This is a genomic window from Lentzea sp. NPDC036955 (genome assembly GCF_055608005.1).
Genome location: NZ_JBVJRC010000004.1, coordinates 293,988 through 319,513, shown reverse-complemented (window position 1 = coordinate 319,513; position 25,526 = coordinate 293,988). Strand labels below are relative to the sequence as shown.

Sequence of the window (25,526 nt, the reverse complement as noted above, 5' to 3'; positions counted from 1 at the left end):
GGCGATCACGACCATCAGCACGGCGGCGAGGGACAGCACCAGCATCGCGACTCCTGCGATTCCCACGGCACACCTCCCTTTCCGTCCCCGGTGACGATCTTGGTGATCGCCATCACATGTACAAGACGTTCCCGGGAGGGGCCGGGTTCATTCCTGGAGCGGGACCGCTTCTCCCGATCGAGACCGCGCCCCGGTGTGCCCACAGGGCTGTCCACAACCATCCACAACCTGTGCACAGAGCCGTCCACACCTGTGGACAACTTCGTCCGCAATGGACGATGAGCTGCGCGGACTCAGAGGAATTCGCTGCACAGGACCACGCCGACGGCAACGCCTAGTGCGAGGCCGACGAGGAACACGAGGGCGTAGCGCCACCACGGCGTGCGGGCCGGTGGTGCGGGCGGCACGGGGTAGTAGCGGACGATGCCCGTGGAGGGACCGACCGCGACGTCGCGGCTGGTGCCGTCGTAGTGGAGTCCGCCGAGGAAGTCCTCGTCCTGCGTCACCCCTCAGTGATACCCCACCTCAGCGACCCAGTCACTCCCCGCCTCCGCTGAAAACGCACGCGGGGACCCCGCGTTCCCTCTGGGGGAACGCGGGGTCCCCGCGTGCCGTGAAAGGTCAGCCGAGGCGCTGCTTCAGGGCGGCCAACTGGTCGCGGAGCGTGGTCGGCACCTTCTCGCCGATCTTGTCGAACCACTCCTCGACCAGCGGGATCTCGGCACGCCACTCGTCGGCGTCGAACGCGAGCGAGGCCTCGATGTCCTCGATCGGCGCGTCCAGGCCCTCCAGGTCCAGGTCAGCGGCGGTCGGCACGTAGCCGATCGGCGTCTCCTGGGCGGCGGCCTTGCCCTCGATGCGCTCGATGGCCCACTTCAGCACGCGCGAGTTCTCGCCGAACCCGGGCCACAGGAAGCGCTTGTCGTCGCCGCGGCGGAACCAGTTGACGTAGAAGATCTTCGGCAGCTTGTCGGCGTCGGCGCGCTTGCCGAGGTCGACCCAGTGCTGGAAGTAGTCGCCGGCGTTGTAGCCGATGAACGGCAGCATCGCCATCGGGTCACGACGCACGACACCGGTCTTGCCGACCGCAGCGGCCGTGGTCTCCGACGACAGCGTGGCGCCCATGTAGGTGCCGTGCTGCCAGTCGCGCGACTCGGTGACCAGCGGGATCGTCGTGGCGCGACGGCCACCGAAGAAGATCGCGCTGATCGGCACGCCCTTCGGGTCGTCCCACTCGGGCGCCTTGATGTCGCACTGCTCGATCGGCGTGCAGTAGCGGGAGTTCGGGTGCGAGGAGAGCTCCTCGCTGTCCGGCGTCCAGTCCTGGTGCTTCCACGAGGTGAGGTGGGCCGGGGGCTCGCCCATGCCCTCCCACCAGATGTCGCCGTCGTCGGTCAGCGCGACGTTCGTGAACAGCGAGTTGCCCTTGGCGATGGTGCGCATCGCGTTCGGGTTGGTGTGGTAGTCGGTGCCGGGCGCGACGCCGAAGAAGCCGTTCTCCGGGTTCACCGCGTACAGGCGGCCGTCCTCACCGAAGCGCATCCAGGCGATGTCGTCGCCGAGCGTCTCGACCTTCCAGCCCGGGATGGTGGGCTCCAGCATGGCGAGGTTCGTCTTGCCGCAGGCCGACGGGAACGCGGCGGCGACGTAGTACGCCTTGTTCTCCGGCGAGGTGAGCTTGAGGATCAGCATGTGCTCGGCGAGCCAGCCCTCGTCGCGCGCCATCACGGACGCGATGCGCAGCGAGTAGCACTTCTTGCCGAGCAGGGCGTTGCCGCCGTAGCCGGAGCCGAAGCTCCAGATCTCGCGGGTCTCCGGGAAGTGCGAGATGTACTTGGTCTCGTTGCACGGCCACTGCACGTCTTCCTGACCGTGCTCCAGCGGAGCGCCCAGCGAGTGCAGCGCGGGCACGAAGTCCGCGTCGTCACCGAAGACCGCGAGGGCCTTGCTGCCCATGCGGGTCATGATGTGCATCGAGACGACCACGTACTCCGAGTCCGTGATCTCGACGCCCAGCATCGGCTTCTCCGCGTCGAGCGGGCCCATGCAGAACGGGATCACGTACATCGTGCGGCCACGCATGCAGCCCCGGTAGAGCTCGGTCATGATGGCCTTCATCTCGGAAGGGTCCATCCAGTTGTTCGTCGCGCCCGAGTCCTCCTCGCGCACCGAACAGATGTACGTGCGCTCCTCCACGCGGGCCACGTCGCTGGGGTCGGAGGCGGCCCAGAACGAGTTCGGCTTCTTCTTCAGCGGCACGAACGTGCCGGCGTCGACGAGCTTCTTCGTGAGGCGGTCCCATTCGGCCTGGGACCCGTCAGCCCAAACAACCTCGTCGGGGCAGGTCAGCTCTGCGACTTCCTGAACCCATGCGAGCAGACGCGCGTGGTTGGTAGGTGCGTGGTCGAGACCGGGAATGGTCACTGCCGTCATCTCGTCTCGTCTCCTGACTGAACGCCTCGGCCGCCCGAGGACGTGGATCGTCCGGTGTGCGGGACTTCGTCGTCCTCGGGAATAGCTCCACAACGCCCGGTGGGGCCGGGCGCACGTGGAAGGGGATGGACCGAGGTTAGCCCGGTGAATGGCGGGTAACGCACCCCCAGCCTGTCGCTTGCCTCACAAAACCGATTCTGGAATCGATTCAGCACACGGACGGAGTTAAGGCGTCCACGACGGGGGAAAAACACAAGAGGCCCCGATGCGGTTCTCACCACATCGGGGCCTGTGAGCTGCGCTTCAGTTGGGGCTGATCCACTGCCCGGTCGTGGAATCGATTCGGACGACCCCGTTGAACCGTTCTTCCTCGAACCACTCGTCCGAGTCGTCCAGAACGCCGCTCTTGGAGTCCGTCACGTACCGGCCGTCGGACTCGATGTGCCCGTGCTCGACCTCGACCCAGTCGTCACCGCGCTGCTCGGACATCGTGACCTCGCCAGACCGTGTGATCTCGGTCGCCACGTCGGCACGCCCGTCACCGTTCTTGTCGGTGAACAGCCAGGTGTCGCCCTCGTCGTCCTTGACCACCGCGGTGTCGGCCTTGCCGTCGCCGTCGGTGTCCTCGGTCGCCGGACCGACCTTTCGCTCACCTTCGTCGGTGTCCACGACAATCGTCTGCGAAGCACCGGAATTCGTCTTTTGTTGCGTCTGGTCGTCCGGGTGGACGGCAACCCACTCACCGGAATTCTCCTCGAACCGCGCCTGGCTCAGGAGATTGCCGTCCTTGTCGAACGTGCTCATCAGATCGGCGTCACCGTCGCCGTTCGTGTCGGTGAACGCCAGATGGCCGCCGTCGTCCGTCTCGACCACGGCGGAGTCGTTCACGCCGTCGTCGTTCAGGTCGAAGGTGACGTCGGCGGTGTACTCCTCGTCCTCGACGGTCACCTTCAGCTCGGCGTCGGCCGCACCGTTCTCGTCGATGTACACCGGGACACACCTCCTACACCTTCTGCGTACCGGTCTGACCTACGTTATGCCGGTTTGGTTCCACCGCCAACCACACCCGCCGACCGGAGGAACAGTCATGGCAGTCGTGTTGCGCTGCTCGTCGCGTACGCGGGAGGTCGACCTGTCGGGCTCCCGAGGGTCGGTCGCGCAGGCCGCCGACCTGTTCTTCTGCACGGGCGGGCGGGTGGAGACGGAGCTGACCGACCCGGCCCCGTACGAGACGTGCCTGCGGGCACTGGAGGTCCGGGTGACCGGGGGCGAGGTCGTGGTCGACGTGGTGGACCAGGAGCTCGTGGTCAGCGGTGGGGCCGAGCACCTGGCGGTGCTGGGCGAGGTGCTGCGCGATCTGGCCGAGGAGGCGGACTTCGACCACCACGTGCACGTCGACCACTTCCCGGGCCACCACCACCTCGCCGAGGAGTCGTGGCCGCTGGTCGTGCAGGTCACCGAAGCCTAGGTGCGGTCGCGGACCTGGCGGATGCGGCCCAGCAGCTCCTCCGCCCTGGACCGCCCCGACTCCACCTCCGCCAGCTGACGCGTCACGGCCTGGAGCTCGCGGCCGCGTTCACCGGCCTCCATGCGGAGGGCCTTGTCGACCTCGCGCAGCTCGGCCTCGATGGCCTCGATCCGCTTGGCCAGCGCCTCGTCCAGCGCCAGCGACAACGCCTGTTCGGCCTCGATGAGCTGTTCGGCGGCGAGCTGGTCGACCATCGACCGCGCGTCGGCGATGGCGTCGGAGAGCCACTGCTTGACGTGTTGCTTCTCGGCGGTGTGGGTGCGGGTCCTGGCCATCCACCAGCCGGCGCCCAGGCCCAGCGCGATGGTCACCGGCAGGACGATCGGGTTCAGCGCGGCGATGCCGAGGCCCGCCAGCGGCATGACGGCGAGCTTGCCGGCGCCGAGGCCGCCGGAGACGCCCATGAACACCAGCAGTTTGTCCTCCGCCGTGGGTGGGCGTTTCTCCTTGGGGCGCAACACGACCGGGGGGCGCTCGCCGCGGGCGAACTGGCCGCGGATCAGGGTCAGCTCGTCGGGGCTGAACAACGAGGACAGCACGGTGTCGGCGATGGCGGCCAAGCGCACCGACAGCACGGTGGAGATGCGGCTGGAGACGACCTGCAGTGCCGTGTCGACCTGGGCGGGCAGCGCCGCCAGTGCCGTGCGGTCGGCGGTGTCGATGGCCTGGCGGTACCAGGTCTGCAGGTCGCGCATCTGGCGGGAGATCTCGTGGGAGTTCTCGACGCGGGCGCGCTGGACCTCGCCGCGCAGGCGGACCTGCCAGCCGCGGGTGGAGGAACGGCGCTCGGTGACGAGCTCCTCGCGGCGGGCGCGCAGCACCTCCGCCTCGTCCTCGCCGACGGACAGGGCGCGCTTCTCGTGGTCGAGGCGGATGGTCAGCTCGGCGAGCACCGTCGTCAGTGCGCGCAGGGCGTTGGCCTCGGCGAGCATCCCGGCGCGGCCGGAGACCAGCTCCTGCAACGAGGTCTGCAACGCGGCGACGCCGGAACGCTCGCGGAGCATCGCGGCGGCGTCAGGGTTCGGGGCCTGGGCGGCCATCTCGAACATGCGGGAGGAGACCGGGAACCACGCCGCCTCGGCGAAGCGCGGGGCGTGCTCGGCCAGCAGGGCCGTGTTCGCGTCCTGGACCTGGCGCCAGCCGCGGTACCGGTCGGTCTTCGTCAGGGCGAAGACGACGGTCTCGACCCGGTCGCCGACGCGCTTGAGGAAGTCCAGCTCACCGCGGGTGAACGGGGAGGAGGCGTCGACCACGAACACCAGCGCGGTGGCGGAGGTGACGGCCTCCAGGGCCAGCTCGCCGTGCACGGACTCCAGCCCGCCGACCCCCGGAGTGTCCACAACGGACATCCGCGAGAGCAGCGGGATCGGCGCGTCGACCTCGACGTAGCGCGGTGGCAGCTCGCCGGGCGGCAGCTCGTGGGCCGCGGACACCCAGTTGATCAAGGCGGGCAGCGGGAACGACACGGGCGCCAGCACACCGGGGTAGCAGGCGCGGGCGGCCCAGTCGGGGCCGTGCTGGAAGACCAGGTAGGTCGAGGTGGCCACGTCGGCGTCGACCGGCGACAGGCCCGGTGCGGCCAGCAGTGCGTTGACCAGCGACGACTTGCCGCGGTTGGTCTCGCCGACGACCACGACGGACGAGGTCTCCGGCACCGAGCGGCGGGAGACCCAGTCGGCCATCGCCGGGTCGAGGTCGCGGACCACCGCCGTGAGGCGTTCACGGGTCGCGCGGACCGTCTGCGGGAGGTTGCTCATCGGGGCGTGTAGACCGTCACGATCGGTGCGCGCAGGACCCGGCCGCGGTCGCAGAAGCCGGGGACCTCGGTCTCGGCGACCAGGCCGAGCAACGACACGTCGTCCGTCGGCACCGTGCCGCCCGCCTCGTGCTGCGCGGGGTCGAACCGCTGGCCGTCCGCGCGGACCGCGACCACTCCTATGGACGACAGACCTTCCTCGATGCGCTGCACCACGCCGGAGCTCGCGCGGTCGAGCGCGTACAGGCAGAGCTGGACCAGTGCGCGGCGTTCGGCCAGCGCCTGGTCGAGCAGCTCGTCGGCAATGGTCTCCACACCAGCGTCCGACGCCAGGTCCGCCGGATCGGTTCCACCCACGCTCATCGGTGCCCCCCAGCACGTAGTTGCTGCCAAATGAGGAAATACGCCCTGTGGACGACGTGCGCCACCCGGGCCTGCGCCGGCGTCGCGCCGAAGGAGGCGAACGAACGCCACCAGCCGGCCCGTTCCAGCGCGAACGCCTGCAGCTCCGCCACCGGACGGCCGGGCAGTCCCAGCCGGCCGGACACGCCGGGGGTGCTGCCCAGCCGCAGCACCTCCTCGGTCAGGTCCGGCGCCAGCACCACCGCACCCGACGAGACCAGCGTCAACGCCTCCAGCAACCGCAGCTGGTGCGCCTCCGGCCGGGCCAGCAGCACCTCGATCGCGTCGTGCACGCGCTGCCGTTCACCGGGGTCGGCCGCGGCCAGCGACGTCACCGACGCGAGCGCGGCCGCCGCCTTGATGCCGTCGGCACGGGAGCGGAACACCGCGTCGAGCCGCGCCCGCACGGCGGCGAACCCCGACGCGTCGAACAGCACCCGCCGCAACGCGCCGGCGGTGAGACCGGGCGCGGCGTCCAGGGCGGCCAGTGCGCGGCCGATGCCGTACAGGTCGAGCTTCTCCAGCAACCGCGACCGCACGCCCGCCGGCACCGCGCAGTCCCACGACGTGAAGAGGTCGCCGGACATCAGCATCATCGTGCGGGTGTCCGCGTCCAGCGCGGCCAGCTGCCGCAGCGCGTCGGCGTCGGCGGAGGTGAACTCGCCGGTCTCCGCGGACTCGGCGAGCAGGCTGATCACCGGCAGCACGTCGGCCACCCGCGGCTTGAGCAGCTCGGCCTGCTTCGCCGCCAGGATCTCGGCGGCGCGCCACACGTCGCCGTCCGACCCCGCGACCGACTCCGGGGCGACCGCGTCGACCTTGTTCAACGCCGCCACCGCGTTGACCGGCCCCGCCTCCCGCGACGCCGTGGCGGCGGTGAAGGCGGCCAGCGTCTGGTGGTCGTCGGCGCGCACGCCCTGCGTCACGACGTACAGCACGGCCTCGGCACCGGCGACCGCGTTGCGCGACACCGGGTCCAGCAGCTCCTCGGTCCGCGCTACCGAGCTCGCGTCCAGGGAGCCCAGGCCGGGCGTGTCGATGACGGTGAAGTCGCGCAGGACCGCGTTCGTCAGGTAGGCCTCGATGTGCGAGACGCCGTCGAGGCCGAGCGAGGCGGGGATCATGCCGGCGGCGTCGAACGGCAGCACCTGCCGCCGCCCGTCCTGCAGCACCACCTCGATCCGGTCGACCGTCCCGTACTGGTACCGGGTCACGAGCCGCGTGCACTCGCCGACGTCGGTGGGCGCGACCCGACGCCCGATCAGTGCGTTGACCAGCGTCGACTTGCCGGACTTGATGCGGCCGGCGACCGCGACCTGCAACGGTGCGTGCAGCCGGCGCAGGACCTCCTGGAAACCGGCGGCCGTGGCGGGGGAGACCTGCTGTTGCAGCGCGACGCACAGGTGGGCCACCGCCGCGCAGAGCGGGCCGGCCAGTTGTCGTCCCTGCAACGCCGTCACGTCCGAATCCTGCCACGGTTTGTGCACGTACGTACTCGGGTAGCCACCGTGCATGGGTGACAGCTACGTGACGTTCCTAGTGCTGGGGATCGTCCTGGTCGTCGTAGACGGCCAGCTGATCTACCGCAGTGGCAAGGAATACCTGAAGCGCGCGGCGTACGACGACGACCAGGCCGGCGGCATGATGAAGCTGACGGCCGTCCTGTTCCACCTCGTCGTGCTCGGCCTGCTCGCGTTGGTCTCGACGATTGGCATCGAGACCGGTGACGCGGTGAAGAACGTGGTCGTGAAGCTGGGGATCGTGCTGCTGCTCCTGGCACTGGCCCACGGCGTCACGATGGCGATCCTGGCCAGGATCAGGGATCGCCAGGTGCAGCAGCAGCTCGCCGACCAGATGGCGGAGGAGCACCGCATCTACGAGGAGCGCCACGCACATGTGAGCGACCCGCGACCCGCACCGAAGATCGAGTCGCCTTACTCCGCGAAGTAGTGCGCGCGGACGGCGTCCAGTGCAGATGAAGGCAGGGCAGCTACCACGGTGCCCTGCCTTCGTCCTGTCGTGAGCACGCCTGCGGTGCATCAACCCCTCGACACAGGAACTCACTCCGAGGTAGTACCCGGTGTCAGCCCGTGGCGCGACGCGCGGAAGTTCGACTCGCACCTAACCTTGTCCGGTGCGGCGGTTCAGCCTGTGGATGAAGGCACACCCGGCGTTCGGGGACTCCCTGATCGCCGGGATCTTGGCGTTGTTCGACCTGGCAGCGGGTGTCGCGGGCGTCGACCGCGGCCTGTCCGTGTCCGCGTTCCTCGCCGTCACGCTGCTGCTGCTCGGGCCGCTGCCGTTCCGGCGCTACCACCCGGTCGGCTCCAGCTACCTGATCCTCGCGGGCGGGTTCCTGCAGCTGTTCACGCACGGCGGGTGGGAGACCGGGCTGCCGGTGCGGATGGCCGACTTCGCAATGGCCATCGCGCTGTACACGCTCGTCGCGTACATGGGCCGCAAGGCCGGGTTGATCTACCTGGCCTGGCTGATCGCGGGCACGCTGCTCTGGGCGGTCTTCCAGGTCGGCCAGCCAGAGGCCGTCCTGTTCGTGTTCATGATCTTCGTGATCTTCGGCTTCAGCTGGGCGATGGGCGAGTTCATCGGGGCCCGCCGCGCCTACCAGAACGAGCTGGAGCAACGCCTCAAGCTGCTGGAGACCGAGCGCGACCAGCAGGCGCGGCTCGCGGTCGGCGAGGAGCGCTCCCGCATCGCCCGCGAGCTGCACGACGTGGTCGCCCACGCGGTCAGCGTCATGATCGTCCACGCCGACGGCGCCGCGTACACGATCCGCAAGCAGCCGGAGGTCGCCGAGAACGCCGTGCGCACGATCGCCGAGACCGGCCGGCTCGCGCTCACCGAGATGCGGCGGCTGCTGGGCGTGCTGCGCAGCGAGGACTCCGAGACTCAGTGGGAGCCGCAGCCCGACGCGCGCGGCGTGGTCGAGCTCGCCGAGAACGCCCGCGCGGCCGGGGTCCCGGTCCGCCTGGAGATCACCGGCGACGTCGACGACCTGCCCGCCGGTGTCGGCCTGAGCACCTACCGGATCGTGCAGGAAGCACTGACCAACACCATCAAGCACGCGGGCACCGGTTCGACGGCGACCGTCCGGCTGGCCCGCACGCCGGAGCAGCTGCACCTCGAGGTCGTCGACGACGGCTTCGGCACACCGCACGACGTGGTCAAGGTGTCCGGCGGCAACGGTCTCATCGGCATGAGGGAAAGGGCGGCGGTGCTGGGCGGTGAGTTCGAGGCGGGCCCCAACCCCGGTGGTGGCTGGCGCGTCCGCGCGGTCTTCCCGCTCGCCGCATAGGGTGATCACGTGATTCGGGTGCTGCTGGTCGACGACCAGGAACTCATGCGCATGGGCTTCCGCATGGTGCTGGGGGCGCAGGAGGACATCGACGTCGTCGGCGAGGCCGCCGACGGCCTGGACGCCGTGCAGATGGCCGACAAGCTGCGGCCCGACGTCGTGCTGATGGACGTCCGCATGCCCGTGCTCGACGGGGTCGAGGCGACCAAGCGCATCACCGAGGCCGACACGGCCAAGGTGCTGGTCATGACGACGTTCGACATGGACGAGTACGCGCTGTCGGCGTTGCGCAACGGCGCCAGCGGGTTCCTGCTGAAGGACACCCCGCCCGGCGACCTGGTCTCCGCGCTGCGGGCCGTGGCCTCCGGTGACGCGGTGGTCTCGCCGTCGGTGACGAAGCGGCTGCTCGGCCGGTTCCTCGGCGACGGCGGCGGTGAGCTGCGCGACGCGACCGTGCTGGACGTGCTGACTGAACGCGAGCGCGAGGTGCTCGTGCTGATCGCCAAGGGCCTGTCGAACACCGAGATCGCGCGCAAGCTCTTCCTGTCGGAGGCGACGGTGAAGACGCACGTCGGCCGAATCCTCGCGAAGCTGGAGCTGCGAGACCGGGTGCAGGCCGTGGTGCTGGCCTACGAGACCGGTCTCGTCCGCCCCGGTGACGCCTAGCGGTAGTCCTCCGGGTCCGCCTCCACGGTCTGACCGGCCCTCCGCGGCTTCGCCACCTCGTCGTACCAGCGGCCCCAGTCGGGCTGCGAGCCGTCGAGGTCGGTGAACCCGTACTCGCGCATCAACTTCCACGACGACAGGCACCGCCCGGCGAACCGGCGCCGGTCCGGGTCCGCGGCGAGGTGCGCGAGACCGCGGCCGAGGTAGTGCGGTGTCTCGGACAACGCGTAGTCCGGCACGTCCTTGACCGCGTCGCGCCAGTTCGCCTCGGTGACGCCGAAGCCCTCCAGCATCTGCTCGGACCGCAGGAACCCCGGCGTGGCCGAGAGCGCCGTCATGTTCGGGTGGTCCTCCAGGTCCTTCGCCAGCACCTCGCCGAACCGCCGCACCGAGCTCTTCACCGCGTCGTACGGCAGGTTCACGAAGTAGGCGTCGCCGTCCTCGCCGTCGGTCACCTCGACGACGAGCCCGTCATCGGACTTGAGCACCAGCGGCACCAGCCGGTGGATCGCGACCAGGTGCGACTCGACGCCGTTGCGCCACATGCGCAGCTGCCGGTCGAGGTCGTGCTCCCAGAACTTGCCCCACTCGACCAGGTTCTCGCCGCCCCAGGCGTTGTCGACGAACACGTCGAGCCGGTCGATGCGCGCCGCCAGCGCGGCCACGTCGGACGGGTCGGTCAGGTCGCACCGGACCGCGATCCCCCTGCCCCCGGCGGCGTCGACCAGTTCCGCGGTGTCCTCGATGGTCTCCGACCGCCCGACCTCCGACTGCCGCGTGCGCGTGGTCCGGCCGGCGACGAACACCGTGGCCCCTGCGGCGCCCAGCTCGACCGCGATCGCCCGGCCGGCACCGCGCGTGGCGCCGGTGACGACGGCGACCTTCCCGCTCAGGTCAGGGCTTCTTCGCGACACGACGGGCTCCCCTTCCCTCGTGCCAGGACACGACGACCATCTCGTCGCCCTCGACAGTGATCGACACGACCTCGGTGACGTTCATCCGGAACAGGTCCAGGGCGTCCGGCATCCAGCCGGTGCGGTCGTACAGGTCTTTCAGGTAGTCCTCCTTGTCCGTCCAGAACTCCGCGGTGCCGCTGATCTTCGCGTCACCGGCCTCCGCCATCGAGGCGGCAGTGGTGGTGCAGTGCAGCGAAAATCGCGGGTCACGCCGCAGGTCGCGCGACTTCAGCGAGTCGAGCATCATGCCCGTCCACAGTTCGCCGCGCGCGAAGTCCGGTTCCACACCGCTGAGCCGCGGTGCGCCGTCCCTGCGCAGGGTGGCGATCAACGCGTGCCGGTCAGCGGCGAACCGGCCCTCCACGAACGCGGCCAGCTCGGGCTCCTCGGCCGCGAACTCCGCCCAGGTCGCCATTCAGCGCATCCCTTCCAACACCAGGTCGACGTCTTCCTCCATGCGTGCCATCAGCTCTCCGCGCGGCCGGATCGACCAGTCCATGGCGATCCCGTACACCAGCGCGGCCAGCACGCGCGCCGCGTTCGGTGGCAGCCCCTCGGCCGCGCACAGGACCTCCAGCTCGGCCTCCATCGCCGCGTAGTGCCCGGCCAGCAACGCCCGCAGCTCCGGGTCGATCAGGTCGACCCCCAGCTGTGCCAGGTTGTTCGTCGCCACGACCGGGTCGGCCAGCCGGTCGAACCAGGTCAGCAGCGCCGCCCGGACACCGCCCGCCTCCCGCGTCCTGCGGACGACGTCCTCCGTGCCGGCCCTGGTCAGCGCCTGCAGCAGGCCGCTCTTCGAGCCGAACCGCTTCGCCACCGCACCGACCGACACCCCCGCCTCGGCGGCGACGTCCGCCACCGTGAACTCCGGGCCGCGCCGGTCGATCACGGTCGCGACCGCGGTGAGGACGCGTTCGTCGGAGATGGTGCGAGGCCGTGCCACCGCGTTAGTGAACCACAGTTCACTAACCTTCGCCTAGGGTGGCTCCACGTGAACTGGAGACCGCACCTGGTTGCGCTGGACATCGACGGAACCCTCACCGGAGTCGGCTCGAACGACGTCTCACCCGCCGTGAAAGCCGCCGTCACCCGTGCGGCGGGCCACGGCACGCACGTGGTCCTGTGCACCGGCCGCAGCCTCATCGGCACCACCCCGGTCGCCCCGCAGCTGCCGGTCTCCCTCGCGCTGTGCTCGAACGGCGCGGTGTGGTGGGACCCGGCGACGGCGGAGATCACCCGGCGCACGACGTTCGAACCGGGCCCGACGATCAGGACGTTGCAGGCGCTGCTGCCCGGTTCGGTGTTCGCGGTCGAGCAGACCGGCGTCGGCAACCTCTCGCTCGGCAGCTTCCTGCCGCACGACCTGTGGGGCGAGACGACGCAGGCGACCTTCGAGGAGCTCGCGGCCACACCGACCCCGCGACTGGTGATGCGCTGGCTCGACCACACCCCGGCCGAGCTGGCGTTCGCCGTGCGGGAGCTGGAGCTGCCCGGCGTCTCGTGGAGCGTCGACCACACCGAGGCGTGGCTGACCGCGGTGCCACCGGGCGTCACGAAGGGCTGGGCGCTGGAGGACCTGCGGAAGTCGCTGGGGGTCGACGCCGCGGACACGCTGGCGATCGGGGACGGCTCCAACGACGTCGAGATGCTGCGGTGGGCGGCACGCGGGATCGCGATGGGCCAGGCACCGGCGGTCGTGCAGGCGGCGGCCGACGAGGTGACCGGCACCGTCCTGGAAGACGGTGCCGCACAGGCGCTGACCCGCTTCTTCCCGGCCTAGCTTCCACGGCATCTGCGAGCAAGGGGGTCAGGTTGCCACGTTCGTCTTGGCCACGACCTTGTCCACCTTCACGCGGACGACCATCTCGCCGGGCACGCCGTTGCGCTCGGCGTAGGCGTCGGCCTGGTCGTCGCCCATGTAGCGGGCGGCGGTCCGGCCTGCCCAGTACCTCAGCTGCTCGGGGTCCTCGTCGGTCACGGCCCGGCCGGTGATGGTGACGAAGTTGAACGGCGGCGTCTCGTCGTCGAAGCACAGGGCCACCCGGCCGTCGCGCAGGATCGACTTGCCCTTGACCGTGTCGCGCGCGGTCAGGAAGACGAGGTCGGGGCCGTCGAGGTCGACCCACACCGGCGCGATGTGCGGTGAGCCGTCCTTGCGGGTGACCGCGAGCTTGCCGGTGCGGGCCGGCGTGGCCAGCACGAACTCACGCCACCAGCCTTCGGGAGCATCCGTGTATCCCATGTGGCTCATTCAACTACGACCGAGGTAGCGCCACCGGACGACGGAAGTTGACGCACGCGCAGACCGCAGGGCGATGTGGTGGCACCCCTCGCCGCAGGAGAGTTGTCCCATCACGAAGAGGGGACGACACCATGATCGAGGCAATCGGCCTCACCAAGAGATACGGCAGGACGGTCGCGGTCGACGACCTGTCGTTCACCGTCCACCCTGGACGGGTGACCGGCTTCCTCGGTCCGAACGGTGCCGGCAAGTCGACCACGATGCGCATGATCCTGGGGCTCGACCGTCCGACGGCAGGCCGCGTGCTGATCGACGGCAAGCCCTACGCGGAGCTGAACCGTCCACTGCGGACGGTCGGGGCGCTGCTCGACGCGAAGTGGGTGCACCCCAACCGGAGTGCGCGGGCTCACCTGCGCTGGCTCGCGAAGTCCAACGGGCTGCCGGACGGGCGCGTGGACGCGGTGCTCGACGCCGTGGGCCTGACGCAGGTGGCGGGCAAGAAGGCCGGTGGGTTCTCGCTCGGCATGTCGCAGCGGCTGGGGATCGCCGGGGCACTGCTCGGTGACCCGGGGGTGCTGCTGTTCGACGAGCCGGTGAACGGCCTGGACCCCGAGGGCATCCTCTGGATCCGCACGTTCATGCAGAACCTGGCCGCCGAGGGCCGCACGGTCCTCGTGTCGAGCCACCTGCTGTCGGAGATGGCCCTGACGGCCAGCGAGCTCGTCGTGATCGGCCGGGGGAAGCTGATCACGCAGAGCACCACGCAGGAGTTCATCGACCGCTCGACCGGCAACTCCGTGCTCGTGCGCAGCCCGCAGCTGTCGAAGCTCGGCCCGCTGCTCGTGGACAAGGGCTTCACGGTTCGTGACGGCGCCGACGGGGCGTTGTCCGTATCGGGTGCCACCAGTGACCAGATCGGTGACATCGCGGCGGCGAACGGTGTGGTGCTGCACGAGCTGAGCCCGCAGCGCGGTTCGCTCGAAGAGGCGTTCATGCAGTTGACCGGCGATGCTGTCGAGTACCACGCAGAGATCGGGAAGTGAGTCTGATGACCCTGTTGGCAGTCGAACGGATCAAGCTCTTCTCGACCCGCTCGCCGTACTGGTGCAGCGCACTCGCCATCGTGCTGGGCGTGGGCCTCACCGCGATCATCGCCGCGGCCAGCGAGGGCCAGGTGTCGCTCGGTCTGACCCAGATCGGCAGCGCCCAGCTCGCCATCGCGGTGGTGCTGGTGATGGCGGCGATCGCGGTCACCACCGAGTACCGCTTCGGCACCATCCGCTCGACCTTCCTCGCGGTGCCGAACCGCACGTCGGCGCTCGTCGCGAAGACCGTCGTGGTCGCGTTCATCGCCGGTGTGCTCGGCGAGGTCATCGCCTTCGGCTCGGTGGGCATCGCGAAGCTGCTGTCGTCGGGCTCCGACCTGGCGATCAACACGGCCGCGGAGTGGCGGCACGTCGCCGGGGTCGGCCTCGTCTACGCCATCGGCGCGGTCATCGCGATCGCCGTGGGCATCATGGTCCGCCAGACCGCCGGTGCGGTCTCGATCCTGCTCGTCTGGCAGATGGCCGCGGAAGGCCTGATCGGGTTCATCCCCAAGGTCGGCACCAAGATCCAGGCCTGGCTGCCGTTCACGAACGCCACCCACTTCCTCTCCATGGGCGCGGAGAGCCCGGAGCAGGGCGGGGCGGGCATCGACTTCAAGCTCAGCCAGTGGGGATCGCTGGCCTACTTCGCCGGCATCGCGGTCGCGTTGCTGGTGGTCGCGCTGATCGTCGCGAAGCGCCGGGACGCGTGACCGGTTCCAGGTAAAGGGGGAGCGGGACGCAGGTCATCCGTCGGGGGCGACCTGCGTCCCGGTCAGTTCTTCCAGCGAACAGGAGAGGCCATGATCGAGGCAGTGCGGTTGCGCAAGCACTACGGCAGCACCAAGGCCGTCGACGACCTGTCGTTCACCGTCCGACCGGGCCGCGTGACCGGTTTCCTCGGACCGAACGGCGCGGGCAAGTCCACGACGATGCGGATGATCCTCGGCCTCGACACCCCCACCGGGGGCGACGTCACGATCGACGGCAAGCACTACGCCCAGCTCAAGCAGCCGCTGCGCAAGGTCGGCGCGCTGCTCGACGCGAAGTGGGTGCACCCCAACCGGTCCGCCCGCTCGCACCTGAAGTGGCTCGCGGTCTCCAACAAGATCCCGGTCAGCCGGGTCGGCGAGGTGCTGGAGGTCGTCGGCCTCACCGAGGTCGCGCACAAGAACGCGGGCGGCTTCTCGCTCGGCATGTCGCAGCGGCTCGGCATCGCGGGCGCGCTGCTCGGCGACCCCGAGGTGCTGCTGTTCGACGAGCCGGTCAACGGCCTGGACCCCGAGGGCATCCTGTGGATCCGGCAGTTCATGCACCGGCTCGCGGACGAGGGCCGCACGGTGTTCGTGTCGAGCCACCTGCTCTCGGAGATGGCGCAGACCGCGCAGGACCTCATCGTGATCGGCCGCGGCCGGCTGATCGCGCAGACCACCACCGAGCAGTTCATCGCCGACGCGACCCAGGACACCGTCCGGGTGCGGTCGCCGCACGCCGCGAAGCTGCGCGAGGTCCTCGCGGCGCACGCGACGGTCACCGACGACCCGGCGAGCGGAGCGCTGGTGGTGCAGGGCATCCCGGCGCAGCAGATCGGTGAGCTCGCCGCGGAGCACCAGGTCGTGCTGCACGAGCTCAGCCCTCAGCGCGGGTCGCTGGAGGACGCGTTCATGCAGCTCACCAAGGAGTCGGTGGAGTACCAGGCGCACTGACCCGTTCCGGCTGCGGGCGGCGGCGCGACCGGGCGGTGGGCAGCGCGATCAGCAACGCCGTGAGCAGCGCGACGCCGCCGGCGGTGCCGGCGACGAACGGCAGCCGGTCCTTCACGACGACCTGCTGCGCGACCCGTTCCTGCGCCACCGCGGCCGGCGCCGGGTCGGTCGACGGCGCGGGCGGCGGCAGCAGCGGGTTGCGCTCCACCGGGGGCAGCTGGGCCGCGACGGCGGCGGCCGGGTCGACCAGGCCGAAACCGGTCCGGTCGTCGCGGCCGGGCACGTCGACGTCCTTCGCGGTCCTGATCAGCGCGTTGACGACGTCCTTGGCCGCCATGTCCGGGTGCTTGGCCCGCACCAGCGCCGCGGCACCGGCCACGATCGCCGACGCCGCGCTCGTGCCGTCCATCTCGGCGTAGCCGCTGGAGTACACGCTCTCCGGCGCGGCGGTGACGATGCCCTCGGCGGGTGCGGCGAGCACGGTGCCCGCACCGACGTTGGAGGACTTCCACGGCTGACCGGTGCGGTTCGTGCCCGCGACCGCGATCACGCCGCCGATGTTCGCGGGCGCCGAGACCGCCTTGCCCTCGTTGCCGGTCGCGGCGACGAGGACGACGTCCTTCTCCACCGCGTAGTTCACGGCACGGACGAGGCCCGGCGTCGTCGAGCCGGTGAAGCCCAGCGACAGGTTGATCACCTTGGCGCCGTGGTCGGTGGCCCACCGGATGCTCTCGGCCACGACGTCGAGCGCGAACTGCGTCTTCTCCGCGCTCGCGACGGGGAGGACCTTCGCGCCGGGCGCGATGCCGAGGGCACCGCCGTTGCGACCGGTCCCCGCGATGATCGCGGCCATGGCGGTGCCGTGCCCGTCGGTGTCGGTGGTGCCGTCGGTGCCCTTGGAGCTGCCGAAACCGGTGCCCGGCAGGACGCGTCCGACCAGGTCCGGGTGCCTCGCGTCGACACCGGAGTCGATCACGCCGACGATCACGCCGTCGCCGCGGGTCTGGGCCTGCGCGCTGTAGACGTCGAGCGCGTCGAGGTGCCACTCCTGCTCCTCGATCGTCTGCGCGGCGAGCAGCAACGGCAGCACGACGGCGAGAGCGGGGAGCAGTGGCACGTCGGGTACATCGTGTTTCCGCTGCGCGGCGCAACGTGCCCGGGGTCACACTCAGCGTAATAGTGGTGTTAACAACCCGTGAAACACCACTATTCGGACATCTCTCACGTTTGAGTTGGCGTTCAATGGGGTTATCCCGAGGCCGGAGGTGGCCAGTGGTTCGTGTCGAAGCAATGCTCGGCCTCGAATGGGCTAGTGCGCTCGAGGCGCCCAACTCTCTTGATCTCGCTCTGTCCCCTGCAGACGCACGCAAGTCGTGGGTGAACAAGGGCGACGAAAACCAGGTCCTCGCGATGTACCGGTCCGTTCGAGACGTCGAGGACGCACCTGCACCCTGGTGGCTGCGCGCGCTCGACCGGGGCAGACTCCGGTCCCGCGCCGAGGGTCACGCCGTCGAGGACGCCGTCACCGAGCTCCTGTCGTCCCGCCCCGGCTGGGTGTACGTGCCGTGGGCCGACTTCGGCGAGGTCGGTTACTGGGAGTACGTCCCCTCCGAAACCGGTGTCTACGGTCCGGCGACACCCACCACCGTCCAGTTCACCGACTCCCACCGCGGCTGGATCCACCTGGTGCCGGCGCACCGGGGTCCCGGCCAGGCCCAGCCGATCGACTTCACCGTCGCCGACCTGCGTGCGCAAATCGAGGACATCGAGCTCATCGCCTAGGCTGTCCGGTCGTGACCAGGCCTGAGCACCACCGTTCCATCGTCAGCTTCGTGCAGCGCGGCGAGCGCATGACCGTGGGGCAGGAGCGTGCCTGGGACACCCATTGGGAGAAGCTCGGCCACGACGTGAAGACGCTGCCCGAGGGGCCGCTCGACTTCACGTCGTGGTTCGGTCGTCCCGCACCCGTCCTGCTGGAGATCGGTTCCGGCATGGGCGAGACCACCTCCCAGCTCGTGGCCGCCGCGCCCGAGCTGAACTACGTCGCCGTCGAGGTCTACAAGCCCGGTCTGGCTCAGCTGCTGCTGCGCGCCGAGCACCTGGGCGGGCTCGACAACCTGCGCGTGCTGCGCGGTGACGCCGTCGACCTGCTGACCGACCACGTGGCACCCGCGTCGTTGCACGGCGTGCGGATCTTCTTCCCGGACCCGTGGCCGAAGAAGAAGCACCACAAGCGCCGCTTGGTGCAGCCCGAGTTCGTGGCGCTGCTGGCCTCGCGGCTGGAGCCGGGTGGCGTGCTGCACCTCGCCACCGACTGGGAGAACTACGCGGAGCAGATGCTCGCGGTGTGCTCCGGCGAGCGGCTGCTGACGAACATGTACGACGGCTGGGCGCCGCGGCCGGACTGGCGGCCGGTCACGAAGTTCGAGCAGCGGGCCGTGAACGAGGGGCGCGTGTCGCACGACCTGATGTTCAAGCGGAACGACCTCACCTGATCGAGGTCTCAAGCTGCGGCGTTCACCACTGCGGGTCCTGCTGTCACCCGATCAGGTGGCAGGTGTTGATCACCCGATGTGCCCCGAGTGGCAGTGACGCGTGAGGCCGTCGCGGAATTAGGTTCTCGCTCCGTGACCCCCGACGTCCTCCCCGTCGCGGAGGAGTTCGTCCGCATGTTCCACGCGGCGCACTCCGACGCAGGCTCGTTGTCCGCCCGCATCGCTCAGGTGCGCGCCGAGATCGCCGAGACCGGAACCTACCGCCACACCACCCACGAGCTCGCCTACGGCGCGCGGATCGCGTTGCGCGACTCCGGCTGGTGCACCTCCGGGGTGCCGTGGCGGCGGCTCAAGGTCCGCGACCTGCGCGGATACCGCAACGCCGCCGCGGTGGCGGGCGAGTGCGTGGAACACCTGCGGCTGGCGACGAACGGCGGTGAGATCCGGCCGCTGGTGACCGTCTTCGCGCCGGACGCGCCCGGCTCGCCGGGGCCGGTGATCTGGAACGAGCAGCTGATCCGGTACGCCGGGTACGCCGACGGCACCGGCGACCGGCGCTACGCCCAGTTCACCGAGACCGCGCAGGGCATGGGGTGGCGGCCGCCGGCCCGCAGGTCGCGGTTCGACGTGCTGCCGCTGGTGGTGGAGACGCAGCACGAGGGGCCGCGGCTGTTCACGTTGCCGCCCGAGGTCGTGCACGAGGTGCCGCTGGAGCACCCGACGCTGCCGTGGTTCGGCGAGATGGGGCTGCGCTGGCACGCGGTGCCGGTGATCTCGAACATGCGGCTGTCGATCGGCGGCGTGCACTACCCGGCGGCGCCGTTCAACTCGTGGTTCGTCGGCGCGGAGATCGGCACCCGGTCACTGGCGGAGGAAGGCGCCTACGGGGTGGCGCGCGTGGTGGCGGAGGCGATGGGCCTCGACACCTCGTCCGAACGCACGCTGTGGCGGGACTTCGCGACCGTTCACCTGAACGCGGCAGTGCTGCACTCGTTCGACCAGGCGGCCGTCACGATCACGGACCACCACGCGGAGGCGCTGCACCGGCTCGCCTGGCTGCGCTCGCGCCAGCGCCCGTCCGCGGCCCGTCCGGCCTTCCGGCTGGACCCGGCCGCCGCGGCGCGCGCACGGACCGGTGCTCCGGCGCGCTTCACCGCCGCGGTGGACGAGACGCGTCCGCAGCCGACCAGCAGGCTGGCCGAGCTGCTGCGCCAGCAGAACTCCCTGACCAGCGTCTGACTTCCCCACCACACGCTGGTCGCGCACCTAGTGCTTGGAGTCGATCAGCACGCCCGACAGGGCCATGAGGGCAAGGACCAGCAGACCGACCACAGCGGCGGCCCAGGTGAACACGACTGACAACACGACGTCCTCCGTTCCCCGACTTCAGCTCCTCCAGAGTCCGTGACCGGGGCGTGATCCGGCATCCGCCGTGAGGGTATTTCCGCAGGTCGCCCACTCAGCCTTCTGGCTGATGGCGTCCCAGACCCCGGTCGGACGCGGGATCAGACCTCCGGCTTTACCGTGTACCGGGTGGAGAGCACGGATCTGAACTGGCGGTTGCTCGCCAAACGCCAGTGGCCGCTGGCGCTCTCGCTCACCGGCATCGTCATCGCCGAGACCGGCTCGATCACCACCGACCTCGGCTGGTGGCAGGTCCCCGGCGTGCTGGTCGTCTGCGCGATCGCGGTGCTCGCGCCGCGCCGGCCGTTCGACGCGGCGCTGGCGCTGGCCTTCGCGGTCGTCTGCACCGCCCTGTACCTGCGGTTCCTCGGTGTGGCGTTCGAGCCGCACTTCTTCGTCAGCGGCGTGAACATCTCGGTCACCGGTGCCGCGATGGCGACCATCGCGATCCTCGTGCGGGAAGGCTCCTCCTGGCGTGCGGTCGCGGGCACGCTGCTGGTCATCGCGGCGGTCATCACGGCAGAGGTGCTGGGGTGGCCGGTCGTGTCGGCCACCGAGTACCGCGAGTGGCGGCCGGACCCGACGTCGTACCTGTTCGGCGCCACCATCATGCTCGTCCTCGCGGTCGGCACCGGCCTGTACTTCCGCGCCCGCGACAACGAACGCGCGTCCCAGCTGGCGGCCTCCGTCGCCGCCGCCCAGAACGCCGAGCGGATGGCGTTGGCGCGCGAGCTGCACGACGTGGTGGCGCACTACGTGACGGCGATCGTGGTGCACGCCCAGGCCGGGCAGGTGAACCGCGAGGTCGACGTGCTGCCGTCCATCGCCGCGTCCGGCGCGGAGGCGTTGACGGCGATGCGGCGCCTGGTCGGGACGATGCGGGACGGGACGTCCACCGGACCGGCCGCGTCCTCGTCGCTGGAGGACGACGTGCGCGCGCTGGCGGAGGAGTCGGAGCTGCCGGTGCGGCTGTCGTTCGACCTGCGAGACTCGGTACCGCAGGAGCTCGCGCGGTCCGTGCTGCGGTTGGTGCAGGAGTCGTTGACCAACACCAGGAAGCACGCCGCCGCTGTGTCCTCAGTGGACGTGGAACTGTCCTCCGGCGACGGTGTGCTGCGGCTGGGCGTGGCGGACGACGGCGTCGCCTCCGGCGTTCCCGTCGGGGGGTCGGGCGGTTACGGGATCGTGGGGATGCGCGAGCGGGTGGAGCTGCTCGGCGGGACGTTCTCCGCAGGCCGACGCGAACCGACGGGGTGGACGGTCCGCGCCGAGCTGCCGATCAGCTAGCTCAGCTGTCGTCGCGGATGACGTCGAACTCCTGCGTCATCTCGACATCGGTGAGCTGGTCGTCGTTCTGTGGGTCGATGTCGGCCACTGATGCCTCCGCATGATCACGCCCGTACCCGTGCGAGGTGATCATGCCAACTCAGCGCCGGGTGGGCGGCTTGGGGGTGGCGGGCTTCTGTGCGCGCCGGAGGTCTCCACGGGACGTGCACGGCTTCTTCGACATGATCAAGTGACGCCGGGGCCGCACCCGCGGTTGCGCGGGATGCACAAAAGGCCCGTCGCGCGACGCGACGGGCCCCTTGGATGGGGTGAAGTTTTTGGTCGGGGCGGACCCTGGGGGTCGGCCCGCGCCCGACAGGGACGGGATTCCCCCACTTCGCCCACCTATGCATGTTTGTGATCGGCATCACAATGGCAGGATCCTCCGCATGTCACTGCGTCTGCACGCCCCCGTGGTCCTGCCCTGCGACCCGTCCTGCTCCGTCCTGCGCGACGCGGTCGTGGACGTGGTCGACGGCCGCATCACCCACGTGGGCCCGCTCTCGGACGCGCCCGCCTTCGACGGCGAGGTCCGTTCGTTGTCCGGCATCCTGATGCCCGGTCTGGTGAACACCCACGCGCACAGCCCGATGACGGTGCTGCGCGGTCTGGGCTCCGACCTGCCGCTGCTGCGCTGGCTGCAGGAGCAGATGTGGCCGAACGAGGCGCGGATGACGCCGGCGGACATCGGCACCGGCATGCTGCTGGGCGCCGTGGAGATGCTGCGGCACGGCGTGACGACCTCGGCCGAGATGTACTTCCACGGTCCCGAGCTGGTGTCGTCGGTGCTGGCGGCCGGCTCGCGGGTGGTGTTCGGCGGGGCGATCCTCGACGTGCCCGGCATGGACTGGAAGGCGCTGACCGGCGAGATCTCCGCCTGGATCGACGCCGACGGCCTGCGCTTCGGCCCCGGTGAGCGGGTCGAGCTGGCCTACGGGCCGCACTCCGCCTACACGCTGTCGGCCCCGCAGCTGACGGCCATCGCGCAGGAGGCACGGGCCCGCGGCGCGCTGTTCATGGTGCACGTGGCCGAGTCGCCGTTCGAGGACGAGGCCGCCCGCGCGGAGTTCGGCTCGGTGCCGGCACTGCTGAAGGCCTCGGACGTGCTCGGCGGCCGCGTGCTGTCCGCGCACTCGGTCCACCTGTCCGACGACGACATCGCCCTGTACGCGTCGTTCGGCGTCGGCGTGGCCCACTGCCCCGCCTCGAACGCGAAGCTCGCCTCGGGCATCGCACGGGTCCGCGACCTGCTGACCGCCGGCGTGCACGTCGGCCTCGGCACCGACGGCCCCGCGTCGAGCGACGACCTCGACCTCCTCGCCGCGGCCCGCCTCGCCGCCCTCTTCGCCCGCGCCTCGGCCATGGACGCCACCGCACTCGGCGCCGCCCAGGCGCTGCTGATGGCCACCCGCGGCGGCGCCGACGCGTTGAGCCGCGACGACATCGGCGCGCTGGAGACCGGTCGCTGGGCCGACGTCGTGCACGTCGACGCCGACGACCCCGCGTTCGCGACCGGTCTGGACGCGCCGGACGACCAGCTGCTGGCGAACCTGGTCTGGGCGGCGGGCTCGCGCCGGGTCACGGACGTGTGGGTGGCGGGCGACCACGTCGTCGCCGGTGGGGAGTCGACGCGGGTGGACCGGCAGGAGGCGCAGGCCGGCGTGACGGCGGTCGCGCAGCGACTCCGGAGCGTCAGCCACTAGCCACAGGCTGTTGACAATCCTGTGGACAACTTCAGCGGGGCTGTGGACGGAGGACGAGCTCGGTGATGTGGGCGTCCGGCGTGGCCAGCACGGCCGACGCCACCGCCCGCCCCACCGAGGCCGCGTCCAGGTACTGGGTGGCGTCGTAGTCGCCGCCCTCCTGGCGCCGCACGTCCTGCTGCATCGGCGTGTCCGTGCGGCCGGGGAAGATCGAGGTCACGCGCAGTGCGGGCTCGTCGGCGCGCAGGGCGTCGGCGTAGGCGCGGAGTGCGAACTTCGAGGCCGCGTAGACGCCCCAGCCCGGGTTGACGCGCAGACCGGCGCCGGAGTTGATCAGCACGACCTGGCCGGAGGCTTCGCGGAGCCGGGGCAGCAGCAGCTGCGTCAGCGCGGCGACGGCGAAGACGTTGACCTCGAAGGTCTTGCGCCAGTCGTCCTCCGTGGCCTCGGCGAGCGGGCCGAGGACCGCCACGCCGGCGCTGTGGACCAGCACGTCCAGGCGGGGGAGCGCGCCGAGGTCGGCGGAGGCGGTGTTCGTCAGGTCGAACGGCCAGGCCTGCGCTCCTGGGAGCTCGGCGGCGAGCAGCGAGAGGGACGTTTCGTCGCGTCCGCCTAGCAACAGGTCGTGGGTCGGGGCCAGACTTCTGGCGATGGCCGAGCCGATTCCGCTGGAGGCCCCGGTGACGAGGGCGACCGGACGATCAGTCATGGGGGAACTGTAGTGCCGAAGAAGCTGATCCTGCCGTACCTGTGCCTGCTCTACTTCATCAACTACCTGGACCGGGTCAACATCGGCTTCGCCGGACCGAACGGCATGTCGGAGGAGCTCCAGCTCACCGCGACGGTGTTCGGGTTCGCCTCCGGCGTGTTCTTCCTCGGCTACCTGCTGCTGGAGGTGCCCAGCAACCTGGCGCTGCACCGGTTCGGCGCCCGCAGGTGGATCGCGCGGATCATGATCAGCTGGGGTGTGCTGGCGAGTGCGATGGCGTTCGTGCCCAACGGGACCGTGCTGATCGTGCTGCGGTTCCTGCTGGGTGTGGCGGAGGCCGGGTTCTTCCCCGGGATCATCCTGTACCTGACGTACTGGTACCCGCAGAAGGACCGGGCGAAGGTCGTCGCGATGTTCATGGTCGCGGTGCCGATCTCGACGGCGCTGGGCGCCACGCTCAGCGGGCTGCTGATCCAGTGGACGGACTGGCGCACGATGTTCCTGGTCGAGGGGCTGCCCGCCATCGCGCTGGCGTTCGTCACCTGGTTCTGGCTGCCGGACAAGCCGGAGGAGGCCGTCGAGCAGCCCGCGGAGGAGCACTGGCCGCTGCGCAAGGCGCTCACGCACCCGCGAATCCTGGCGTTGAGCTTCGTGTACTTCGGCATCGTGTACGGCCTGTACACGCTGGGGTTCTTCCTGCCGACGATCATCAAGGGCCTCGCGCCGGGTGCGGGCGTCGTCGAACGCGGGCTGATCAACGCCATCCCGTACGTCCTCGGCGCGGTCGCCATGGTCCTGTGGGCCAGGCACGGCGACCGCACCGGGGAGCGGAAGTGGCACGTCGCCGCGCCGATGCTGCTCGGTGGCGCGGCGATCCCCGTGGCGCTGCACCTGGAGCACCCCATCGCGGCGATGGTGGCGGTCTCGGTGTGCGCCATCGGCGTCTGCGCCGCCCTGCCCACGTTCTGGGCGCTGCCCACGAGCTTCCTGGGCGGCACGGCGGCGGCCGGCGGGATCGCGTTGATCAACTCGCTGGGCAACGTGAGCGGGTTCGCCGCGCCCTACGTCACCGGGTGGCTGCGCGACCTCACCGGGACGCAGAAGACCGGCCTGTGGGTCGTCGGCATCACGATGGTCAGCGCAGCGGTGGTGGCGCTGGTTCAGCGGGCGGGCACGGAGAAGGTGTAGAGCGCCTCGTAGTGCACGGACGTCTGGGCGCCCTCGGTGCAGCCGCCCGCGGGTGCGACGCCGCCCTTGGTGGCGAGCCGCTGCACGTAGCTGACGCCGGAGAACACGCCGGTGCCCCTGGTGGACTTGGCCTGCAGCAACAGTTCGGGAACAGCGCCCTGCACCTCGTTGCGGGCACCGTCGACCGGGGCGGCCTCGACCGCGCTGCCGTCCACGGTGGACACCCAGATCGGGCCGCGGCTGTGCAGGCCCACGGCCCGGCCGAGCCGGTCGGCCAGGGTGGCGGCGGGTTCCAGGCCCTTCCACGCACCTGCCGTGCAGCTGTAGGTCTGCACGCCCTTGGCGTAGAACTTGGCGGCGAGCCGGTGACCGGGCGGGACCTGGACCGCGGGTGCGGTCCGCACGGCGGAGTCACCGAGGAGGTCCGGGGTCGGCGCGGCGGTGGAGCCCACGCCTCCCGCGAGGATGCCCAGGAGGGTCGACGAGACCAGGACCAAGCCAGCACGTTTCATCACACCGTGGGCTACGGGCCGGTTTCCGGGCCGGTTCAGTACCGTCTCAACCGGTGGCACGGCCACCCGTCACGGGACGGGTGGCCGCACCGGTCGGCCTCG

28 protein-coding genes are annotated in these 25,526 nt (G+C 70.5%); 14 read left to right on the top strand and 14 right to left on the bottom strand.

What is annotated here, in order from left to right:
• Positions 1-293: 293 nt before the first annotated feature.
• From ACZ7CF_RS14930 to ACZ7CF_RS14920, 3 genes are all read right to left on the bottom strand, one after another.
• Entirely contained in the window at positions 294-506 is a 213-nt protein-coding gene (locus ACZ7CF_RS14930) for a hypothetical protein (protein ID WP_470369781.1), read from the bottom strand.
• Between the two features lie 115 nt (positions 507-621).
• On the bottom strand, positions 622-2,433 hold the full coding sequence (locus tag ACZ7CF_RS14925) for a phosphoenolpyruvate carboxykinase (GTP) (protein WP_360394004.1): 1,812 nt from the start codon (positions 2,431-2,433) through the stop codon (positions 622-624).
• A gap of 303 nt (positions 2,434-2,736) precedes the next feature.
• On the bottom strand, positions 2,737-3,423 hold the full coding sequence (locus ACZ7CF_RS14920; RefSeq protein WP_360394001.1) for a hypothetical protein: 687 nt from the start codon (positions 3,421-3,423) through the stop codon (positions 2,737-2,739).
• Positions 3,424-3,520: 97 nt separating this feature from the next.
• On the opposite strand from ACZ7CF_RS14920, the gene ACZ7CF_RS14915 reads away from it, so the two are divergent.
• Positions 3,521-3,901: an Imm32 family immunity protein gene (locus tag ACZ7CF_RS14915; protein ID WP_360393998.1), complete on the top strand. Its 381-nt coding sequence runs from the start codon at positions 3,521-3,523 to the stop codon at positions 3,899-3,901.
• Here ACZ7CF_RS14915 and ACZ7CF_RS14910 read toward each other — a convergent pair.
• From ACZ7CF_RS14910 to ACZ7CF_RS14900, 3 genes are read right to left on the bottom strand one after another with little or no spacing between them, the layout of a single operon-like run.
• On the bottom strand, positions 3,898-5,718 hold the full coding sequence (locus ACZ7CF_RS14910) for a dynamin family protein (RefSeq protein WP_470369780.1): 1,821 nt from the start codon (positions 5,716-5,718) through the stop codon (positions 3,898-3,900). The genes ACZ7CF_RS14915 and ACZ7CF_RS14910 overlap by 4 nt on opposite strands.
• Positions 5,715-6,080: a nucleotide exchange factor GrpE gene (gene grpE, locus ACZ7CF_RS14905; protein WP_360393992.1), complete on the bottom strand. Its 366-nt coding sequence runs from the start codon at positions 6,078-6,080 to the stop codon at positions 5,715-5,717. The genes ACZ7CF_RS14910 and grpE overlap by 4 nt, the downstream gene beginning before the upstream one ends.
• Positions 6,077-7,579 carry a dynamin family protein gene (locus ACZ7CF_RS14900; RefSeq protein WP_470369779.1) on the bottom strand — a complete coding sequence of 501 codons (1,503 nt, stop codon included), beginning with the start codon at positions 7,577-7,579 and terminating at the stop codon, positions 6,077-6,079. Before ACZ7CF_RS14900 ends, grpE begins: the two co-directional genes overlap by 4 nt.
• Positions 7,580-7,631: 52 nt before the next feature.
• Here ACZ7CF_RS14900 and ACZ7CF_RS14895 point away from each other — a divergent pair, with 52 nt between their 5' ends.
• The 3 genes from ACZ7CF_RS14895 to ACZ7CF_RS14885 all read left to right on the top strand — a co-directional run bounded on the left by ACZ7CF_RS14895 (position 7,632) and on the right by ACZ7CF_RS14885 (position 10,098).
• Positions 7,632-8,069 carry a hypothetical protein gene (locus tag ACZ7CF_RS14895; protein ID WP_360393986.1) on the top strand — a complete coding sequence of 146 codons (438 nt, stop codon included), beginning with the start codon at positions 7,632-7,634 and terminating at the stop codon, positions 8,067-8,069.
• A 184-nt stretch (positions 8,070-8,253) separates the two neighbouring features.
• Entirely contained in the window at positions 8,254-9,432 is a 1,179-nt protein-coding gene (locus ACZ7CF_RS14890) for a sensor histidine kinase (RefSeq protein ID WP_360393984.1), read from the top strand.
• Positions 9,433-9,441: 9 nt separating this feature from the next.
• Positions 9,442-10,098, top strand: coding sequence for a response regulator transcription factor (locus ACZ7CF_RS14885; RefSeq protein WP_360393981.1), 657 nt, complete (start codon positions 9,442-9,444; stop codon positions 10,096-10,098).
• On the opposite strand, the gene ACZ7CF_RS14880 is transcribed toward ACZ7CF_RS14885, so the two are convergent.
• From ACZ7CF_RS14880 to ACZ7CF_RS14870, 3 genes are read right to left on the bottom strand one after another with little or no spacing between them, the layout of a single operon-like run.
• Positions 10,095-11,012 carry an SDR family oxidoreductase gene (locus ACZ7CF_RS14880; RefSeq protein WP_470369778.1) on the bottom strand — a complete coding sequence of 306 codons (918 nt, stop codon included), beginning with the start codon at positions 11,010-11,012 and terminating at the stop codon, positions 10,095-10,097. The two genes, ACZ7CF_RS14885 and ACZ7CF_RS14880, sit on opposite strands and share 4 nt — an antisense overlap.
• The gene (locus ACZ7CF_RS14875) at positions 10,993-11,469 is read right to left on the bottom strand and encodes a pyridoxamine 5'-phosphate oxidase family protein (RefSeq protein ID WP_360393975.1); all 477 of its coding nucleotides are present in this window, start codon (positions 11,467-11,469) and stop codon (positions 10,993-10,995) included. The genes ACZ7CF_RS14880 and ACZ7CF_RS14875 overlap by 20 nt, the downstream gene beginning before the upstream one ends.
• Positions 11,470-11,997 carry a TetR/AcrR family transcriptional regulator gene (locus ACZ7CF_RS14870; protein ID WP_360393973.1) on the bottom strand — a complete coding sequence of 176 codons (528 nt, stop codon included), beginning with the start codon at positions 11,995-11,997 and terminating at the stop codon, positions 11,470-11,472. It lies immediately after the preceding gene.
• Positions 11,998-12,045: 48 nt separating this feature from the next.
• Here ACZ7CF_RS14870 and ACZ7CF_RS14865 point away from each other — a divergent pair, with 48 nt between their 5' ends.
• Positions 12,046-12,834, top strand: coding sequence for an HAD family hydrolase (locus tag ACZ7CF_RS14865; protein WP_470369777.1), 789 nt, complete (start codon positions 12,046-12,048; stop codon positions 12,832-12,834).
• A 27-nt stretch (positions 12,835-12,861) separates the two neighbouring features.
• On the opposite strand, the gene ACZ7CF_RS14860 is transcribed toward ACZ7CF_RS14865, so the two are convergent.
• Positions 12,862-13,296, bottom strand: coding sequence for a PPOX class F420-dependent oxidoreductase (locus tag ACZ7CF_RS14860; RefSeq protein ID WP_360393967.1), 435 nt, complete (start codon positions 13,294-13,296; stop codon positions 12,862-12,864).
• Positions 13,297-13,427: 131 nt separating this feature from the next.
• On the opposite strand from ACZ7CF_RS14860, the gene ACZ7CF_RS14855 reads away from it, so the two are divergent.
• The 3 genes from ACZ7CF_RS14855 (at position 13,428) to ACZ7CF_RS14845 (ending at position 16,087) form a co-directional block, all read left to right on the top strand.
• Positions 13,428-14,339, top strand: coding sequence for an ABC transporter ATP-binding protein (locus ACZ7CF_RS14855; protein WP_360393964.1), 912 nt, complete (start codon positions 13,428-13,430; stop codon positions 14,337-14,339).
• A gap of 5 nt (positions 14,340-14,344) precedes the next feature.
• Complete coding sequence (locus tag ACZ7CF_RS14850; RefSeq protein WP_360393961.1) at positions 14,345-15,094, top strand: hypothetical protein; 750 nt, start codon at positions 14,345-14,347, stop codon at positions 15,092-15,094.
• 90 nt (positions 15,095-15,184) lie between these two features.
• A complete protein-coding gene (locus tag ACZ7CF_RS14845) occupies positions 15,185-16,087 on the top strand; it encodes an ABC transporter ATP-binding protein (protein ID WP_470369776.1) in 903 nt (300 codons plus the stop codon).
• Here the strand turns inward: ACZ7CF_RS14845 and ACZ7CF_RS14840 are convergent.
• Positions 16,053-17,204 (bottom strand): S8 family serine peptidase, encoded by a 1,152-nt coding sequence (locus ACZ7CF_RS14840; protein ID WP_458429878.1) that lies wholly within the window; start codon positions 17,202-17,204, stop codon positions 16,053-16,055. The genes ACZ7CF_RS14845 and ACZ7CF_RS14840 overlap by 35 nt on opposite strands.
• A 260-nt stretch (positions 17,205-17,464) precedes the next feature.
• Between ACZ7CF_RS14840 and ACZ7CF_RS14835 the strand changes: the two genes are divergently transcribed.
• From ACZ7CF_RS14835 to ACZ7CF_RS14820, 4 genes are all read left to right on the top strand, one after another.
• Positions 17,465-17,869, top strand: coding sequence for a hypothetical protein (locus ACZ7CF_RS14835; protein WP_360393953.1), 405 nt, complete (start codon positions 17,465-17,467; stop codon positions 17,867-17,869).
• Between the two features lie 68 nt (positions 17,870-17,937).
• Complete coding sequence (gene trmB / locus ACZ7CF_RS14830) at positions 17,938-18,582, top strand: tRNA (guanosine(46)-N7)-methyltransferase TrmB (RefSeq protein WP_458434279.1); 645 nt, start codon at positions 17,938-17,940, stop codon at positions 18,580-18,582.
• Positions 18,583-18,714: 132 nt separating this feature from the next.
• Positions 18,715-19,821, top strand: a complete 1,107-nt coding sequence (locus ACZ7CF_RS14825; RefSeq protein WP_470369775.1) for a nitric oxide synthase oxygenase — start codon at positions 18,715-18,717, stop codon at positions 19,819-19,821.
• A 294-nt stretch (positions 19,822-20,115) separates the two neighbouring features.
• A complete protein-coding gene (locus tag ACZ7CF_RS14820; protein WP_470369774.1) occupies positions 20,116-21,273 on the top strand; it encodes a sensor histidine kinase in 1,158 nt (385 codons plus the stop codon).
• 1 nt (position 21,274) lies between these two features.
• On the opposite strand, the gene ACZ7CF_RS14815 is transcribed toward ACZ7CF_RS14820, so the two are convergent.
• Positions 21,275-21,406 carry a hypothetical protein gene (locus tag ACZ7CF_RS14815; RefSeq protein WP_360393946.1) on the bottom strand — a complete coding sequence of 44 codons (132 nt, stop codon included), beginning with the start codon at positions 21,404-21,406 and terminating at the stop codon, positions 21,275-21,277.
• Between the two features lie 295 nt (positions 21,407-21,701).
• On the opposite strand from ACZ7CF_RS14815, the gene ACZ7CF_RS14810 reads away from it, so the two are divergent.
• Entirely contained in the window at positions 21,702-23,015 is a 1,314-nt protein-coding gene (locus tag ACZ7CF_RS14810; protein ID WP_458429874.1) for an amidohydrolase family protein, read from the top strand.
• A 31-nt stretch (positions 23,016-23,046) separates the two neighbouring features.
• Here the strand turns inward: ACZ7CF_RS14810 and ACZ7CF_RS14805 are convergent, their stop codons facing one another.
• Positions 23,047-23,724: an SDR family oxidoreductase gene (locus tag ACZ7CF_RS14805; RefSeq protein ID WP_458429873.1), complete on the bottom strand. Its 678-nt coding sequence runs from the start codon at positions 23,722-23,724 to the stop codon at positions 23,047-23,049.
• Positions 23,725-23,736: 12 nt separating this feature from the next.
• On the opposite strand from ACZ7CF_RS14805, the gene ACZ7CF_RS14800 reads away from it, so the two are divergent.
• Positions 23,737-24,912, top strand: a complete 1,176-nt coding sequence (locus ACZ7CF_RS14800; protein ID WP_470369773.1) for an MFS transporter — start codon at positions 23,737-23,739, stop codon at positions 24,910-24,912.
• On the opposite strand, the gene ACZ7CF_RS14795 is transcribed toward ACZ7CF_RS14800, so the two are convergent.
• Entirely contained in the window at positions 24,885-25,424 is a 540-nt protein-coding gene (locus ACZ7CF_RS14795; RefSeq protein ID WP_360393936.1) for a DUF3455 domain-containing protein, read from the bottom strand. The genes ACZ7CF_RS14800 and ACZ7CF_RS14795 overlap by 28 nt on opposite strands.
• Positions 25,425-25,526 lie beyond the last annotated feature (102 nt).

Bases quoted from the DNA above. Each gene is read 5' to 3' on its own strand.
- ACZ7CF_RS14925 (WP_360394004.1), bottom strand. From the start codon at position 2,433: ATGACGGCAGTGACCATTCCCGGTCTCGACCACGCACCTACCAACCAC.
- ACZ7CF_RS14915 (WP_360393998.1), top strand. From the start codon at position 3,521: ATGGCAGTCGTGTTGCGCTGCTCGTCGCGTACGCGGGAGGTCGACCTG.
- ACZ7CF_RS14910 (WP_470369780.1), bottom strand. From the start codon at position 5,718: ATGAGCAACCTCCCGCAGACGGTCCGCGCGACCCGTGAACGCCTCACG.
- grpE (WP_360393992.1), bottom strand. From the start codon at position 6,080: ATGAGCGTGGGTGGAACCGATCCGGCGGACCTGGCGTCGGACGCTGGT.
- ACZ7CF_RS14895 (WP_360393986.1), top strand. From the start codon at position 7,632: ATGGGTGACAGCTACGTGACGTTCCTAGTGCTGGGGATCGTCCTGGTC.
- ACZ7CF_RS14875 (WP_360393975.1), bottom strand. From the start codon at position 11,469: ATGGCGACCTGGGCGGAGTTCGCGGCCGAGGAGCCCGAGCTGGCCGCG.
- ACZ7CF_RS14860 (WP_360393967.1), bottom strand. From the start codon at position 13,296: ATGGGATACACGGATGCTCCCGAAGGCTGGTGGCGTGAGTTCGTGCTG.
- ACZ7CF_RS14855 (WP_360393964.1), top strand. From the start codon at position 13,428: ATGATCGAGGCAATCGGCCTCACCAAGAGATACGGCAGGACGGTCGCG.
- ACZ7CF_RS14850 (WP_360393961.1), top strand. From the start codon at position 14,345: ATGACCCTGTTGGCAGTCGAACGGATCAAGCTCTTCTCGACCCGCTCG.
- ACZ7CF_RS14845 (WP_470369776.1), top strand. From the start codon at position 15,185: ATGATCGAGGCAGTGCGGTTGCGCAAGCACTACGGCAGCACCAAGGCC.
- trmB (WP_458434279.1), top strand. From the start codon at position 17,938: ATGACCGTGGGGCAGGAGCGTGCCTGGGACACCCATTGGGAGAAGCTC.
- ACZ7CF_RS14815 (WP_360393946.1), bottom strand. From the start codon at position 21,406: ATGATCACCTCGCACGGGTACGGGCGTGATCATGCGGAGGCATCAGTG.
- ACZ7CF_RS14810 (WP_458429874.1), top strand. From the start codon at position 21,702: ATGTCACTGCGTCTGCACGCCCCCGTGGTCCTGCCCTGCGACCCGTCC.
- ACZ7CF_RS14805 (WP_458429873.1), bottom strand. From the start codon at position 23,724: ATGACTGATCGTCCGGTCGCCCTCGTCACCGGGGCCTCCAGCGGAATC.
- ACZ7CF_RS14795 (WP_360393936.1), bottom strand. From the start codon at position 25,424: ATGAAACGTGCTGGCTTGGTCCTGGTCTCGTCGACCCTCCTGGGCATC.